Source organism: Arthrobacter sp. CDRTa11 (assembly GCF_026427775.1).
Classification (GTDB): domain Bacteria; phylum Actinomycetota; class Actinomycetes; order Actinomycetales; family Micrococcaceae; genus Arthrobacter.
This window is the reverse complement of record NZ_CP044532.1, coordinates 88,545-104,081: the sequence shown is the minus strand read 5'-3', so window position 1 is coordinate 104,081 and position 15,537 is coordinate 88,545. Positions and strand designations below refer to the sequence as shown.

Sequence of the window (15,537 nt, the reverse complement as noted above, 5' to 3'; positions counted from 1 at the left end):
CTCTGCTCGCGCCAACGAAGGAAGAACCATGAACCAGGCTTTTGTTTACGACGCCGTGCGCACCCCGTTCGGCAAGTTCGGCTCCGGCCTCGCCGCCGTCCGCCCGGACGACCTTGCCGCGCATGTCATCAAGGAATCAGTGAAGCGCGCTCCCGCCCTGGATCCGGAGCGGATCGATGAGGTGGTCTTCGGCAACGCCAACGGCGCGGGCGAGGAGAACCGGAACATCGCCAGGATGGGCACGCTGCTGGCCGGCCTGCCGGTGTCCATCCCTGGCACCACGGTCAACCGGCTGTGCGGCTCTTCCCTGGATGCGGCGATTATCGCCTCGCGCCAGATCAACGCCGGTGATGCGGAGCTGGTGCTGGTAGGCGGCGCGGAGTCGATGTCCCGCGCCCCGTGGGTGCTGCCCAAGACGGAGAAGCCCTACCCTGCCGGGGACATGACACTGGCGTCCACCACGTTGGGCTGGCGCCTTGTCAACAAGGCGATGCCCAAGGAGTGGACCATTTCCAATGGTGAGGCTACGGAGCGGCTGCGCGAAAAGTACGGCGTGACCCGGCAGGCGCAGGACGAGTTCGCGGCGAACTCGCACAACCTCGCCGCCGCCGCGTGGGACGAGGGCTTCTACGACAACCTTGTGGCCCCGGTGCCGGGCACCGGCCTGGTCCGCGACGAAGGTATCCGGGCCGGTTCATCGGCGGAGAAGCTCGCGGGCTTGAAGACCGTGTTCCGGGCCGAGAACGGCACCGTGACCGCGGGGAACTCGTCCCCGCTGAATGACGGCGCCTCCGCGGCCTGGATCGGATCCGAGGCCGCCGCCGGGCTGCTCGGGCTCGAACCCCTGGCCCGGATCGCCGGCCGCGGCGCGCACGGCAACGACCCCCAGTACTTCGGCTACGCCCCGGTGGAGGCCGCCAACAAGGCCCTCGCGAAGGCGGGCATCGGCTGGGACCAGGTGGGCGCCGTCGAACTTAACGAAGCGTTCGCCGCACAGTCCCTGGCCTGCATCAACGCCTGGGGCATCGACCACACCATCGTGAACGCCCATGGCGGCGCGATCGCAATGGGCCACCCGCTCGGCGCGTCCGGCACGCGGATCCTGGGCACCCTCGCCCGGTCACTGCAGGCCTCCGGGGAGCGCTGGGGTGTCGCGGCGATGTGCATCGGTGTGGGCCAGGGCCTGGCCGTGGTGCTCGAAAACGTAACTGCCGACGCTTCGGCATGAAGGAAAGGGCTAGGCGATGCTGAATTTTGTAGACACCGTGGCCGATTCCGTCGCCGGCATCAGGGATGGTTCCACCGTGATGATCGGCGGGTTCGGCAACGCCGGGCAGCCGTTCGAACTGATCGATGCGCTGATGGACTGCGGCGCCACCGCCCTGACCGTGGTGAACAACAACGCCGGCCAGGGCGACCAGGGTTTGGCGCTGCTGATCAAGGAAGGCCGGGTGAAGAAGATGATCTGTTCCTTCCCGCGGCAGTCCGATTCCTGGCATTTCGACGCCAAGTACAAGGCCGGGCAGATCGAGCTGGAACTGGTGCCGCAGGGCAATCTCGCCGAGCGGATCCGTGCCGCCGGAGCCGGCATTGGTGGGTTCTTCACCCCCACCGGCTACGGCACCATGCTGGCCGAGGGCAAGGAAACCCGGATCATCGACGGACGTGGCCAGGTGTTCGAGACCCCCATCCACGCCGACGTCGCCCTGATCAAAGCACTGAAAGCGGACGGCAAGGGCAACCTCGTGTACCGCAAGACCGCCCGGAACTTCGGTCCCATCATGGCCGCTGCCGCGAAGCAGACCATCGTGCAAGTGTCCGAGATCGTCCCCACCGGTGCGCTGGACCCGGAAAACGTGGTGACCCCGGCATATACGTCAATACGGTTGTCCGCGTAGCGGCCTCAGACCGCCGCCTCGCCGGCACTAGCGAGAAGGTGGCTTGAGATGACTACTGCAACCTCCATCCAGACCTCTGCCACACCCCTGGGCCGGGATGACCTGGCCCGCCTTGTGGCCAAGGATATTGCCCCGGGATCGTTTGTAAACCTGGGCATCGGCCAGCCCACCTTGGTGTCCAACTACCTCACCGAGGACCAGGACATCACCCTCCACACCGAGAACGGTATGCTCGGCATGGGCCCGGAAGCCCAAGGCGACCAGATCGATAGGGACCTCATCAACGCCGGCAAGATCCCCGTCACCGAACTTCCCGGAGCGTCCTACTTCCACCACGCCGACTCCTTCTCGATCATGCGCGGCGGGCACCTGGACATCTGCGTCCTGGGCGCGTTTCAGGTCTCCGCCACCGGTGACCTCGCCAACTGGCACACGGGGACATCCGGGGCGATACCCGCCGTCGGCGGTGCCATGGACCTGGCCACCGGCGCCAAGGAAGTGTTCGTCATGATGACCCTCCTCACCCGCGAAGGCGCCTCCAAGATCGTGGAAACCTGCACCTACCCGCTCACCGGCGTCGGCTGCGTCACCCGGGTCTACACGGACAAAGCAGTGTTCCTCACCGGCCCCGAAGGCGTCGCCGTCCGCGAAACCTTCGGCTGCACCCTCGAAGAACTCCAGGAACTGGTCCCCGTCCCGCTCAAGGCCGCCGCAGCCGGCTAAGGCGGGCCCTGTAATAAGAGGGAACCTACGTTGCCACGTGGGTTGTCACACGTGGAAGAAGTTCCTGGAACGGCTGGAGCCGGGTGCATCGGGCCAGGACGTTCGTCGAGATAGGTCACACCCCAACCTGACACAGGGCGTATTGGCTGGGCCCCGAAATGAGGGACTTAGCTCTGGGCCCACTGAGAGGCTCGGTCCCGCCGCCGCCCACAGCCAGGGAGAATTCCTATGGGTTATCCACCGCTACTGCTGCGATGGGTGCTACCCCAACGGCGCCCGGCTTCCAGCCGTGGATAATCCGAATTGACCCCAGCTGTGGACGGAACAGAGTCACCACGGTCAGCTTGTCGAGCCTAATCGTCCCGGCCTGGGGAAGATTGTCGTTACTGTGCGGGGGCTGTGGGCAGTTCCAGCCTCGTTTGGATGTAGGCTGTCTGCGCCGGTGCGGAGGTGAGGAAGTTGACGAAGGCTTGCGCTTGGTCCGGGTCGCTGGCTTGGGCGCTGACTGCTGCTGAGAACTCGGTGTAGTGCTGTAGCTCTGGCGGAAAGGGACCCACGACCTGGGCTTGGGGAACGAACAGCAGCTCGCTGAGCTGTTGGATAGCGACGTCGGCGTTGCCTGTAATGAGAGCCTGGGCAACGTAGCCTTTTTCGACGACGGTGGCGCGGGCGCCGACGTCCTCTGACAGACCGAGTTTGTCCAGGAGGGTCATGAAGTATGCGCCGCTTGCTCCGACGCCGGAGTAGGCAACTGATCTTGCCGCGCGCAGGGTTTGGATGAAGGATTCAGCGGTGGAGATGTCGGGTTCGGGGGTACCGCGCTTTACGGCGACGCCGATACCGGCGCGGGCCACCGATGTCAGGGTGTGTGGTTCGATGACAGTGGTGAGGGGGCCGAAGGATTCGGTAACGGCGATCATCACGTCGAAGGATTCACCGGCGTCGATACGCCGAAGGAGTTGGCCTGTGGGTTCGAAGACAGCGTCGATGCTGACTCCTGTTTCCTGCCGGAACATGATGATGACCTCATCGAGTGCTTTCTTAACGGCCGGCGAGCTAAAGACTTTCACTGGGGTTCGTTCCTTTTCGTTGTGCTTTTCAGCGGGGCGAACGTGCCCGAGGACCCCGATGTTGCTGCCTAGGAGTGTTACGAGGCCCGAAACTGAGAGAGGGGCACCGCAAAGCCGGCGCTTCTCGGGGTGTCGGGGACAAGGTCTTGCATCATGAGCATGCGGCGTTCGCCATAGATGTTGTCTCTGACCCATACGACGCCGATTTCGGGGGCGGCTTCCACGACGGTTCCGCGGATGTGGCCGTGCCCGTCGGGGCACGCGACCAGATCGCCTTCGCGGACATTCCAAGCCCACTTTCCGTTTGACATGTTGTCTCCTCGATCCTCGGCGCCGGCCGCGCCGTCGCCGTTTTGGGCATAGCGGAAGGGAGGCCGGGGGCCGGATGTAACTAAAGGGGAACTAATGGTTGGGCTGGGGATTCCCTGGGTTTGAGGGGAAGCCCCAGCCTCGAGGGGTTAGAACTCGACGACGCTCACGGTCTTGCCGGTCACGGCCGATTCGGCTGCCGCGTTGGCCAGGACCAGTGCCGACACTCCATCTGCGAAGTTCGGTGAGGTGGGCGCTCCTGTGCGGATGGACCGGGCGAATGCCTCAAGTTCCGCGTAGTAGGCCTGGGGGTACCGTTCGAGGAAGAACGGCAGGTATGCATCTGACTCTTCTGTTCCTGCCGCACCGGATTTGCGCACTGTTGTGGGAGTAACGTTGCCGGCGGAGAGCATTCCCTGCGGACCGAAGGCTTCCAGGCGCTGGTCGTAGCCGAAGGCGCAGTGGCGCGAGTTGGTGATGGTGATGAGTTCACCGTCGCGGCCGCGGAGGGTCACCACTGCGGAGTCGAAGTCGTTGAGCTCGGCGATGTCTTTGCTGAAGACATTCGATGCGACTGCGGACACTTCGACGATGTGCGGGACGAAGGATCGGGCCATGTCCAGGTCGTGGATCGTCATGTCGCGGAAGATGCCGCCGGAACCGGCGATGTAGTCACGAGGGGCCGGCTCGGGATCGCGGCTTGTGATGGTGAGCTGTTCGAGCTTGCCGATTTCCCCGGCTTCGACCCGGGTGCGCACGGCGGCGAAGGACGGATCGAAGCGGCGGTTGAAGCCGAGCATGATCGGGACGGTGGAGTCCTTGATCTGCTCACGGCAGGAAAGGACAGTGTCGATGTCGAGGTCGATGGGCTTTTCGCAGAGGACCGCGAGGCCGTGGGCAACCGATCGGGAGATGAGGTCCACGTGGGTGCTGGTGGGCGAACCGATGATCACGCCGTCGAGGCTGGTGTCGGCGAAGACCTCTTCGGGGTCCTGCACCGCGCGGGCGCCAGTGCTTTCTGCCAGCCGGCGTGCTCCGTCGATGAAGGGGTCGGCGATCAGAACGAGATCGATGTCGGGATGGGCGGCAATGTTGCGGGCGTGTACCTGCCCGATGCGGCCCGAGCCGAACAGTGCCAGGCGAAGGCGTTTGTCATTGGACATGGGGTGTGGCCTTTCAGGAAATGGAGAAGGGGGTTAGTCGCGTTGCCGGAGGTGGCAGGGGCTGTGCGGGCTTGGCCGATCAGCTTGCGAGGGAGACGCCGGGGAAGCAGTTGATCGCTGTTTCGTAGGCGCGCTTAAGGCCTTCGGCAACGGGCAGGCTGCGGTGTTCGGCGGAAATGATTTCCACTCCCCAGGGGCCCTTGTAGCCGGCATCGAGAGTTCGCTGGATGAACGTGCGGGTGTCGAAGTCGCCCTGACCGCAGTAGGCTCGGTTGTTGATGGTGTCTTCGAAGATGGTGCCAACGACGTCCTTGTAACCGTCGTCGATTTCTACGGCGAAGACCTTGTCCATGGGCACAACGTCCCAGAGGTCGTCGTGGGAGAGGCCGGACCGGTGGGTGTGCCAGATGTCGATCATGAGGCCGGCGGCGGGACTGTCGGAGTAGGTCACGACCTTGACCGCTTCCTGCGCCGTGCGCAGGTGGGAGAACGGTGTCGCCTCGAGGGCAAGCCGGATGCCGGATTCAGCGGCCTCGTCTGCCAGGTCGGAAAATGCGCTGGCCATCGTCGACAGCGGCAGGGGGTTGTCTGTCATGCCGGCTCCGACCTTTATGTGGCGGGCACCCAGGGCCTTTGCGGCTTCGAACAGCTCGGCGCGTTGGATGTCGGATTCGGCGCGCTCGGCCCCTGAGGCCCACCAGCCGTTGAGGAATTCGACTTCGATGATGCCGATTCCTGCCTCGCGGATCATGCGCCCCAGCTCGGCGTAGCCGATGGTGCGGCGTGCATGCAGCAGATCGTGGTGTACCAGTCCGATGCCTGACCACCCGGTCTGCGCTATGAGGTTGATGCGCTCCTGGATCGGGATGGGGCTCGTTTCGTTCGGGCGTCCGGGGGCGGTATCGCCGGCGCTCACCCAGCAGGTTGCGATCAGCTGCGGAGCTGCGTTGGTTTCGCTGGTCATGCGGTCTCGACCTCCATGGATGCTCCCTGTTCCTTCTCGGAGCGGTAGCAGGCGTCGACAATCCGAGCGACGGCCAGGGCGTCGGCGACCGGTGCGACTACCGGGGCGCCGGTGCGGATGCTGTCGACCCAGCCACGCATTTCAGGGTGGAAGTTGCTGATGTTTTCCAGTTCGGGCAGTTCCGAGAACTTGTTCAGTTCGGTCCTGGCGAACGGCGGGGTGAAGTGGCTTTGGGTCCACTCGGTCCAGCCGGCGCGCCAGCCGGCCCGGTCCTGGTCCACGTAGACGCGCAGCTTCTGGGGCAGGATGCCGATTTCCAGCATGCCGCCGGTCCCGTAGACGGAGATACGGGAGCTCTCGAACCACTCAAGGCGGTCGTGCCCGTCGAAGCTGAAGGTCACGGACTTGTCCGGGTAGTTCAGCAGGACAGCTGCGGAATCTTCCCGGCTCGACTCGTCGGACAGGCGTCCGGACTTGTGGACACGGGCGTTGACCGAATCGGGTGCGCCGAACATGTGCACCAGGGAGTCAAGCATGTGGCATCCGATGATCCACAGTGCCCCTCCCATGTCGGCGGGCTGGTTCAGGTGCGCGGTCAGGTGTTCACCGACGAGGGCAGCACCGCGGGCGGAGACGGAAACCACCTCACCAATGACGCCGGCGTCGATGAGTTCCTTGGCCTCTGCGATGGACTGGGCGAGGCGAACGTTGTATCCGACCTGCACCACCAGCCCGGGGGTTGCCTTGGACTCGGCCTCGGCCAGCTGAACCAGGTCTTCAACGGTTCCCCCGCCTGGCTTTTCGACGACAACGGACTTGCCGGCGGCCAGTGCGCGCAGGGCGTGGGGGACCATGTCCTTGCTCTTGGAGTGGACCATGATCGCGTTGATGCGCTCGTCCTGGAGCAGCGCGTCAATGGAGCGGGGCTCCATGTCGTACTTATCGGTGAAGTACTGCAGGCGGGGATCGTCGTCCGCGGCCGCAACCACTTCAACCCCTTCAATTTCGCGCAGGGCGCGAACCCGGGCAGAGGCGTGCGGGTGTGTGATTCCCAGAAGTCCTACGACAATCGGTTCCAACGCATTATCTCCTTCGACTGAGCACCCTGATCGGTGCTTTTATGGTTTTGATGGGGGCGGGCAGCGGTGCTCCACCGGATCAAAAAGATTAGGATGCAGTGTCACCTAATGGACAGCTTGTCCAAAGCATTTCATGGAGGGGGCCTTCGGTCAAGCTATGACCTGTGACACGTCCGCATCCTTCTTCAACGCAGCCTGCGGCGCCCCTAGATAGTCCGACAAAGCCCTGGTTCCCCGCAGGAGGAGACCGACGATCGGCTCTTCGCCCTCGGGCCGGCTCAGGATGCCCTCGCGCAGCCCACTGATGGACAAAGAAGCCGCAACCTCGCCGCGGTGGTCGAAGACGGGTGCCCCGATGGCGGCGATGCCCGGGGTGACGTTGTTGTCGCTGACCACGAACCCCTGGTCCCGGATGTCCTCCAGTCCGGAATAGAACTCCGAACGGGACCGAACATCCCGCCAAGGCTCGCCGCTGCTGGCGACGACCGCGGCATATTCATCCCACGACGCCCGGTCTTCGAACGCGAGCAGCGCACGGGGCGCGGCGCCGACATGCAGGGGAAGGGACTCCCCCAGCTTCAGGACACGGCTGTTGACCCGTATCCCGTCAATGCGCTCGATGCAGACCGCCCGGGTGCCACGGCGGATGCACAAGAAGGTCGTTTCCCCCGTTGCTGTGTGGATTTCGCGCAGGATCGGGGCGGCAGCACGGCGGATATCCAAGCGGCGTGTGAGGTCGCCCGAAAGGGCGATCATTTTGCTTCCCACCCGGTATGCGCCGCGATGGCCGATCTGTTCCACCCATCCGGCTTCAGCCAAGGTGGCCAGCATCCGATATATGGAACTGGCGGGTTCTTCAAGCAGCTCGGTCAGCCTGGTGGACGTCGCGATCCGTTCTTCAGCCAAAGCCGACATCAGTGCGGATGCTTTCGCGATGACGGCAGGGGCGCGGGGGGAGTCCCGCTCGGATCCTTCCGGAGGGTCGAGCCGGGTGGCTTCTTTTGTATCGTTCGGGTCTTCCTGGGACATGGAAGCGGCGATTCCCTGCGCGGCGGCGTCCAGGATTCGCCGCGCCGCGCCCTCCTGGCCGAGGACTGTTGCCCGCAGGCCCGCGACCGAGATGGCACCCAGCAGGCTGCCATCGTGCCGGAAGACCGGAACGGCAATTGAGGCGACGCCTTCGATGACCTCGCTGTCTTCAACGCTCCATCCGCGCCTGGCGGTCTGCTCGACCCTCTCCCTCAACTGCTCCCCGGTGAGCGGCGTCCGGGAAGCGATACCGGGGTAAGGGCACGAGGCCAATACGCTCTCCCGGAACTCGGGCGCGCCGAAGGCCAGGAGAGCCTGTGATGCGGCCCCGGCGTGGAGCGGAAGGGTACGCCCGGGGGCCAGGTCATGCAGGTCGACGTCTGCGCCCTGGATCTGGTCCAGGCATACGGCCCCGTTTTCGCGCAGGACGCAGAAGTAGGGGCTCATGCCCAGCTGGCTACGGATCCAGCGCAACTGTTCGCGCAGCTCTGCGCGGTCCACGAGCGCATCCGCCGCTGCGTCACCCAGTTTGAGTATCCCGGTCCCCAGCTCAAGCTTGCCGTAACCGCCTGAGCGGACGAGCTTTTCCTGCTCCAGCGCAGCAACAATCCGGTACACCGTCGGCCGCGGCTCGGACACGACCTTGGCCAGCTCCGCCGGCGTTGACTGGCCAATCCGGGCCAATTCATCGATCACTTGGCCGGCTTTCTTCAACAGCTGAATGGTGTTCACCAACCGCCTCTTTCCTGGCCCCTAGGAGCCGATAGCATCCAGGTCACTAAACCTCACGCGATGCGCTGCATTTGGCCATTTCAGCCAATGTTGTCCGTCCGGCCCCAGGTGCCCTGAAGGCCCGACCCGAGGTGCGCACAAAATGTAATGTGGAACACCACTAGCTTTCCAAGCTGGTACTGTGCGAACATGGTGTCCATTGTACGGCACCAAGTGCTCGCAATCACATCTAAATTTCAGGCGCGGCGGTCCTGCCGACGCAGAACTGACGCCTTCAGCGTCACGCGGCTCTCCAAAGGAGGAGAACGGTGTTTAAGAAAATTGTCATGTTCGCTGCAACTGCAGCCACGTCACTGGTACTTGCTGGTTGTGCAGGAGGGGGTGCAGGCAGCGGCAACGCGGCCGGCGGAGGGACACAGGCTCCCGCCGACACCCGCATCGGAGTTTCACTGCCCAGCCAGGATGAAGAGCGCTGGATCACCGACGGTAAGGCCATCAAGGAAGGGCTGGAAAAGGTCGGTTACCAGGTGGACCTCCAGTACGCCAATAACGACATCCCCACCCAGCAGCAGCAGGTAGACCAGATGCTGACCCAAGGTGCCGATCTGCTGATCCTGGCACCGCTGGACGGAACGGCCCTGTCCCCCCAGCTGCAGCAGGCGGCAAGCTCGAACATCCCGATCGTCTCCTACGACCGGTTCGTCAGGAACAGCGCCGACGTTGACGTTTACGTCACCTTCGACAACTTCAAGGTCGGCGCCCAGCAGGCCACCTCGCTTCTCATCGGGCTCGGTGTCCTGAACAAGGACGGCTCCGAAGGTTCCGCCAAGGGACCGTTCAATATCGAACTGTTCGGCGGATCGCTGGATGACAACAACGCAACCTTCGTCTTCAACGGCGGCATGTCCGTTCTGCAGAAATACATCGACAACGGCACCCTTGTGGTGAAGTCGGGACAAAACAAGCTCGCACAGGTGGCAACCGAGAACTGGTCACAACAAAAGGCCCAGGAACGCATGGACAACCTGCTGACCGCCAGCTACAACGGCGGAGCAGCCAAGCTCGACGGCGTCCTTACCCCCAATGACAGCGTCGCCCGCGGCGTCATCACCTCCCTGGGCAACGCCGGCTACGGCCCGACCCTGTCCTCACAGCCCAAGCCGATGCCCGTCACGACCGGCCAGGACGCCGAGGTTGCCTCCGTCAAGTTCGTCAACGACGATGTGCAGTTCTCCACCGTGTTCAAGGACACCCGCGCCTTGGCCGCACAGACTGTAAAGGCGTCTCAGGACCTGCTGGCAGGAAAAGACCCTGAGGTCAACGACACCAAGTCTTATGACAACGGATCCAAGGTCGTCCCCTCGTTCCTCGTGCCGATCCAGCCGATCTACAAGGACAACATCAAGTCCGCCCTGATCGACTCCGGCTACTACACCGCTGAAGAGGTCGCAGCCGGCCGCCTTCAGTAAGCGCCCTTCAGGGAGGGGCACACAGTGCCCCTCCCCTCCCCCTCTCCCCTACAAGACCGATAGGACGGCGGGCCAATGGCCGACCACATCCTGGAAATGCAATCCATCACCAAGACCTTCCCCGGCGTCAAAGCGCTCTCCGGCGTATCGCTGGCCGTGGAACGCGGTGAGGTCCACGCGATCTGCGGCGAGAACGGCGCAGGGAAGTCCACCCTCATGAAAGTCCTCTCCGGCGTCTACCCCGCCGGCAGCTACGGGGGTGAGATCCTGTTCAAGGGACAAACGTGTTCTTTCTCCGGCATCCGGGATTCAGAGCACGCCGGCATCGTGATCATCCACCAGGAACTGGCCCTCGTGCCGCACCTGTCGATCGCCGAGAACATCTTCCTGGGCAACGAGCGCCGCGGCGCATCAGGACTGATCGACTGGCACAAGACGAACGCCGAGGCCGCCGAACTCCTCGCATCCGTCGGTCTGCGGGAAGAGCCCACTACCCCGGTCGGACAGCTTGGCGTCGGCAAGCAGCAACTGGTTGAAATCGCCAAAGCCCTGTCCAAGGAAGTGCAGCTGCTCATCCTCGACGAGCCGACCGCGGCGCTCAACGATAACGACTCCGCCCACCTGCTCGACTTGGTCCGGGCCCTCCGTGACCGCGGCATCACCTCGATCATCATTTCCCACAAACTCAACGAAATCGAAGCAATTGCCGACCACACCACCGTCATCCGGGACGGAAAGACCGTGGAAACCCTGGACATGACGGACCCCGACGTGAACGTCGACCGCATAATCCGCGGAATGGTCGGCCGGGACCTCGAAGCGTTCTATCCCGACCGTGATTCGAACCCGGGCGAGGTCGTTCTCCGGGTGGAGGACTGGACGGTCAGGCACCCCACCCAGGACCGTCTGGTCGTCGATGGCGCCAGCTTTGAAGTCCGCGCCGGAGAAGTCATCGGCGTCGCCGGACTCATGGGTGCCGGACGCACCGAACTGATGATGAGCCTGTTCGGCCGCTCCTACGGCAAGTTCGTATCAGGCAGAATCTTCATGCACGGCAAGGAGATCCACACCCGATCCGTCGCCGCAGCCATCGAAGCACGGATCGCCTACGCCACCGAAGACCGCAAGGCCTTTGGCCTCAACCTCATCGATGACATCGCCCGCAACATCTCAGCCGCATCACTGGGCAAACTTGCGAGCTGGGGATTCGTCAATCACCACGAAGAGGCCCGTGCGGCTGAGTTCGCGATGAAGTCGATGAACATCAAAGCCCCCAACGTGAAATCGATCGTCGGCAAGCTCTCCGGCGGGAACCAGCAAAAGGTCGTCCTCTCGAAGTGGTTGCTCACCGACCCGGAAGTACTGATCTTGGACGAACCCACCCGCGGCATTGATGTCGGCGCGAAATACGAAATTTACACCCTCATCAACAGCTTCGTGGACGCCGGAAAGGCAGTCGTGGTCATTTCCTCGGACCTGCTCGAACTGCTCGGCACCTGCGACCGCATCTACGCGCTTTCTGCAGGCCGGATCACCGGGCAGCTGCCCGCGGCTGAAGCATCCGAGGAACGCCTCATGACACTCATGACCAAAGAGAAGGAACTCACAGCATGACCGTGACAGCCCCCCGGGGATCCCAAAGGAAAGATGCGCCGTCCGCAGCAGCGGTCGTCCACACCGGAACCAGCGAAATCCGTGAGCTGTTAACCCGTAACTTGCGTACCAGCGGCATTTACATCGCACTCGTGGCCATCGTGGCCCTGTTCGCAGGACTCACCGGCGGCGCCTCACTCGGTCCCGGAAACATCACCAACATCGTCCTGCAGTACTCCTACATCCTGATCCTGGCCATCGGCATGGTCATCGTGATCATCGCCGGTCACATCGACCTCTCCGTGGGCTCCGTCGTCGCCTTGACCGGCGCAGTGTCGGCGGTCGTCGTCATCCAATACGGACAGCCCTGGTGGGTCGGCGTCCTCGCAGCCCTCGCCACCGGCCTCGCTATTGGAGCCTGGCACGGATACTGGGTCGCCTACGTCGGAATTCCTGCGTTCATCGTCACCCTCGCCGGAATGCTCCTCTTCCGCGGCCTGACCCTGGTCGTGCTCAACAACGTCTCCCTCTCTCCCTTCCCGGCTGACTACGGCCAGATCGCATCCGGCTTCCTCAACGGTCTGCTCGGGGGCCAAGGATACGACCTCTTCACACTCCTCATCTTCGCCATCGCCGTGATCGGCTACTCCTTCAACCAGTACCGGACCCGCAAGACCCTGATCAGCTACAACCAGCTCGTCCCGTCATTTCCGCTGTTCATCGCCAAAATCCTCGTTATCGCCATCGCAGTCATGGTCTTCGCCTGGCAGCTGGCCATCGCCCGCGGCATGCCGCTTGTCCTGATCATGCTGGCCATCCTCATCATGGTCTACAGCGTCATCATGCAGCGAAGCGTCTTCGGCCGCCAGGTCTACGCCATCGGCGGCAACGTCGTCGCAGCAGCCCTCTCTGGTGTCAAGGTCCGCACCGTCAACTTCTGGATCTTCGTCAACATGGGCCTCCTCTCCGCAGTGGCCGGTATCGTTTTCTCCTCGCGCTCCAACGGCGCCCAGCCCGGCGCGGGCAACATGTTCGAACTCGACGCGATTGCCGCGGCTTTCATCGGCGGCGCGGCCGTTACCGGCGGCGTCGGAAAAGTCGTGGGAGCCATGGCCGGCGGCCTGATCATGGCCGTCATGAGCAACGGCATGCAGCTGATGGGCATCGACCAGTCCGTGCAATCAGTCGTCAAGGGCCTGGTCCTGATGCTGGCCGTCGCCTTCGATATCTACAACAAGCGCCGCGCCGGTTCCCGCTAACCGCTTCCCGCGCTAAGAAGCACCCGCGTGAAATGAACCATTTACGCGGACAACACCTCTTCAAAGGAGTCCATCTGATGACCCACCAGTTTGTATACGAAGCCCTCCCCATGCGGGTGCGCTTCGGCGTCAACTCCCTCTCGACCCTTCCCGAAGAACTCGACCAGATCGGCCTAAAGCGCGTCCTGGTCCTATGCTCTCCTGAACAGGAAGAGACCGGCAACCGCGTAGCCGAGGCCTTGGGTGAGCGCTGCGTCGGTGTTCTCCCGGAAGCCGTCATGCACGTGCCCAACGAAGTTGCACAGCGGGCAAGCGACGAAGCTGCCAGGGTCGGTGCCGACGGGTGCGTCGCTGTCGGCGGCGGCTCAGCAATCGGACTCGGCAAAGCAATCGCCCTCAAGCACGGGCTGCCGATCGTTGCCGTCCCCACCACGTACGCCGGATCAGAAATGACCCCCGTCTGGGGACTGACCACCGACGGACGCAAGGAAACCGGCAAGGACCCCCGGGTTCTGCCCCGCAGCGTCGTCTACGATCCCGAGCTCACGGCGACCCTGCCGGCCGCCATGTCCGTGACCAGCGGCATCAACGCCATCGCCCACGCCGTGGAAGCCCTCTACGCCCCGGATGCAACGCCGATCATCTCGCTGATGGCCGAAGAGGGCGTCCGGGCCCTCGTCGCAGCGCTGCCCGCGATCGTGGCCGACAGCTCCGACCTCGAAGCCCGCAGCAACGCCCTCTACGGATCGTGGCTGTGCGGTGCCTGCCTGGGCGCCACCACCATGTCACTGCACCACAAGCTCTGCCACGCACTCGGCGGAACCCTCAACCTGCCGCACGCCCAAACCCACACCGTCGTCCTCCCCCACGCCCTGGCCTTCAACCAGCCCGCCGCTCCCGAAGCGACGGCCGCCCTGTCACGGGCACTCGGTGGCGCCGCAGATCCCGCCGAGAGGCTGTGGCAGATCGCCGGCGAACTGAATGCCCCCCGGTCCCTGGCCGAGCTGGGCATGAAGGAAGAAGACATCGACCGCATCGCCGAAGAAGCGACCAGCCGCTCTTACGGCAACCCCCGCCCGATCACCTACGACGACGTCCGCGGCATCCTGCACGCGGCATGGGCCGGCAAGCCACCGAGCGCCAACCCCACCGTCTGAGCCCCAAAGGTCCACGCCCTGGCCATCAGGTGAGGGTGTGGCGCCTCGCGGGAGCCACGCCGAGCAGGACCCTCCCTCGCGGGTACGCCCACAGGAGGGTCCTACTCCACCCCGTCCCACACATTAGAAAAATCAACTAGGAGGCAGACCTTGGTCGCCAATCGGACCATCGCCCCAGGAATCGCGGTATCCCCACTCGCACTCGGCACGAACGTCTTCGGCTGGACCGCCGACACCGAAACATCGCATGCAGTCCTCGACGGCTACGTCGCTGCTGGTGGGAACTTCCTGGACACCGCCGACTCCTACTCGTTCTGGGCCGAGGGAAACACAGGCGGGGAGTCGGAAACGATCATCGGCAAATGGCTGGCCGGCAGATCTGACCGCGACGAGCTCGTCATCGCCACCAAGGTAAGTCACCACCCGCAATTCCTCGGTATGGCCCCCGGAACGATCCGGGCTGCGATCGACGCCTCGCTGACCCGCCTCGACATCGACGCCGTTGACATCTACTACGCGCACTTCGACGACCCCTCAACACCCCTCATCGAGAGCATCGCGGCACTGTCCGAACTCGTCGATCAAGGAAAAATCCGCTCAATCGGCATCTCGAACTACACAGCGGAACGAATCAAAGAATGGCTCGACATCAGCGCCCGCGAAGGATTTCACCCGCCCGTCGTCATAGAGCCCCAATACAACCTCGTCGAACGAGGAATTGAAGCCGATGTCCTCCCTCTGGCCCGCACCCACGGCCTCGCCGTCGTGCCCTACTACTCCCTCGCCCACGGCTTCCTGACCGGAAAATACGACAACGGCGAGGAAATCGAAAGTCCCCGCGCCCCCGACGCGGCCAAGTACCTCAACGCCCATGGCCGGAAAGTCATCGACGCAGTCAAAAGCGTCGCCGATGAGCACTCCACCCAGCCCGCATCCATCGCCCTGGCATGGCTCGCAGCGCAGAACGGTGTCGCGGCCCCCATCGCCAGCGCCCGCACAACCGACCAACTCTCGCCCCTCGTTGAATCAATGCAGATCCAACTGACCACCAAGGATCTGCAGCTTCTCGGCGAGGCCTCCCAACTCTGAGTC

General features: G+C 63.7%; 13 protein-coding genes and 1 pseudogene. 8 read left to right on the top strand and 6 right to left on the bottom strand.

All coding sequences use genetic code 11. From position 1 onward, the window contains the following. Window positions 1-28: 28 nt before the first annotated feature. The 3 genes and pseudogenes from F8G81_RS00460 to F8G81_RS00450 all read left to right on the top strand — a co-directional run bounded on the left by F8G81_RS00460 (window position 29) and on the right by F8G81_RS00450 (window position 2,621). A complete protein-coding gene (locus F8G81_RS00460; protein ID WP_267277089.1) occupies window positions 29-1,228 on the top strand; it encodes a thiolase family protein in 1,200 nt (399 codons plus the stop codon). A gap of 16 nt (window positions 1,229-1,244) precedes the next feature. After that, window positions 1,245-1,945 (top strand): annotated as a pseudogene (locus F8G81_RS00455) (3-oxoacid CoA-transferase subunit A). 1 nt (window position 1,946) lies between these two features. Further along, complete coding sequence (locus tag F8G81_RS00450; protein ID WP_267277088.1) at window positions 1,947-2,621, top strand: 3-oxoacid CoA-transferase subunit B; 675 nt, start codon at window positions 1,947-1,949, stop codon at window positions 2,619-2,621. 383 nt (window positions 2,622-3,004) lie between these two features. Here F8G81_RS00450 and F8G81_RS00445 read toward each other — a convergent pair whose 3' ends face one another. From F8G81_RS00445 to F8G81_RS00420, 6 genes are all read right to left on the bottom strand, one after another. Further along, window positions 3,005-3,691, bottom strand: a complete 687-nt coding sequence (locus tag F8G81_RS00445) for a molybdate ABC transporter substrate-binding protein (protein WP_267277087.1) — start codon at window positions 3,689-3,691, stop codon at window positions 3,005-3,007. 77 nt (window positions 3,692-3,768) lie between these two features. Further along, entirely contained in the window at window positions 3,769-4,002 is a 234-nt protein-coding gene (locus tag F8G81_RS00440) for a hypothetical protein (protein ID WP_267277086.1), read from the bottom strand. 147 nt (window positions 4,003-4,149) lie between these two features. Continuing rightward, window positions 4,150-5,163 carry an inositol 2-dehydrogenase gene (gene iolG, locus F8G81_RS00435; protein WP_267277085.1) on the bottom strand — a complete coding sequence of 338 codons (1,014 nt, stop codon included), beginning with the start codon at window positions 5,161-5,163 and terminating at the stop codon, window positions 4,150-4,152. Between the two features lie 79 nt (window positions 5,164-5,242). Beyond that, the gene (locus tag F8G81_RS00430; protein ID WP_267277084.1) at window positions 5,243-6,127 is read right to left on the bottom strand and encodes a sugar phosphate isomerase/epimerase family protein; all 885 of its coding nucleotides are present in this window, start codon (window positions 6,125-6,127) and stop codon (window positions 5,243-5,245) included. Next, window positions 6,124-7,206: a Gfo/Idh/MocA family protein gene (locus F8G81_RS00425; RefSeq protein WP_267277083.1), complete on the bottom strand. Its 1,083-nt coding sequence runs from the start codon at window positions 7,204-7,206 to the stop codon at window positions 6,124-6,126. The genes F8G81_RS00430 and F8G81_RS00425 overlap by 4 nt, the downstream gene beginning before the upstream one ends. Window positions 7,207-7,356: 150 nt before the next feature. Then, window positions 7,357-8,967 carry an IclR family transcriptional regulator gene (locus F8G81_RS00420; RefSeq protein ID WP_267277082.1) on the bottom strand — a complete coding sequence of 537 codons (1,611 nt, stop codon included), beginning with the start codon at window positions 8,965-8,967 and terminating at the stop codon, window positions 7,357-7,359. 308 nt (window positions 8,968-9,275) lie between these two features. Here F8G81_RS00420 and chvE point away from each other — a divergent pair, with 308 nt between their 5' ends. The 5 genes from chvE (at window position 9,276) to F8G81_RS00395 (ending at window position 15,534) form a co-directional block, all read left to right on the top strand. Continuing rightward, entirely contained in the window at window positions 9,276-10,436 is a 1,161-nt protein-coding gene (gene chvE, locus F8G81_RS00415; protein ID WP_267277081.1) for a multiple monosaccharide ABC transporter substrate-binding protein, read from the top strand. A 75-nt stretch (window positions 10,437-10,511) separates the two neighbouring features. After that, the gene (mmsA, locus tag F8G81_RS00410; RefSeq protein WP_267277080.1) at window positions 10,512-12,050 is read left to right on the top strand and encodes a multiple monosaccharide ABC transporter ATP-binding protein; all 1,539 of its coding nucleotides are present in this window, start codon (window positions 10,512-10,514) and stop codon (window positions 12,048-12,050) included. Beyond that, complete coding sequence (gene mmsB, locus F8G81_RS00405; RefSeq protein ID WP_267277079.1) at window positions 12,047-13,288, top strand: multiple monosaccharide ABC transporter permease; 1,242 nt, start codon at window positions 12,047-12,049, stop codon at window positions 13,286-13,288. The genes mmsA and mmsB overlap by 4 nt, the downstream gene beginning before the upstream one ends. Before the next feature lie 77 nt (window positions 13,289-13,365). Next, window positions 13,366-14,445, top strand: a complete 1,080-nt coding sequence (locus tag F8G81_RS00400; RefSeq protein WP_108598554.1) for a maleylacetate reductase — start codon at window positions 13,366-13,368, stop codon at window positions 14,443-14,445. 150 nt (window positions 14,446-14,595) lie between these two features. Further along, a complete protein-coding gene (locus F8G81_RS00395) occupies window positions 14,596-15,534 on the top strand; it encodes an aldo/keto reductase (protein WP_267277078.1) in 939 nt (312 codons plus the stop codon). Window positions 15,535-15,537 lie beyond the last annotated feature (3 nt).

Coding starts and splice junctions, on each gene's coding strand:
- mmsB (WP_267277079.1), top strand. CDS start 12,047: ATGACCGTGACAGCCCCCCGGGGATCCCAAAGGAAAGATGCGCCGTCC.
- iolG (WP_267277085.1), bottom strand. CDS start 5,163: ATGTCCAATGACAAACGCCTTCGCCTGGCACTGTTCGGCTCGGGCCGC.
- F8G81_RS00460 (WP_267277089.1), top strand. CDS start 29: ATGAACCAGGCTTTTGTTTACGACGCCGTGCGCACCCCGTTCGGCAAG.
- F8G81_RS00450 (WP_267277088.1), top strand. CDS start 1,947: ATGACTACTGCAACCTCCATCCAGACCTCTGCCACACCCCTGGGCCGG.
- F8G81_RS00400 (WP_108598554.1), top strand. CDS start 13,366: ATGACCCACCAGTTTGTATACGAAGCCCTCCCCATGCGGGTGCGCTTC.
- F8G81_RS00430 (WP_267277084.1), bottom strand. CDS start 6,127: ATGACCAGCGAAACCAACGCAGCTCCGCAGCTGATCGCAACCTGCTGG.
- F8G81_RS00440 (WP_267277086.1), bottom strand. CDS start 4,002: ATGTCAAACGGAAAGTGGGCTTGGAATGTCCGCGAAGGCGATCTGGTC.
- mmsA (WP_267277080.1), top strand. CDS start 10,512: ATGGCCGACCACATCCTGGAAATGCAATCCATCACCAAGACCTTCCCC.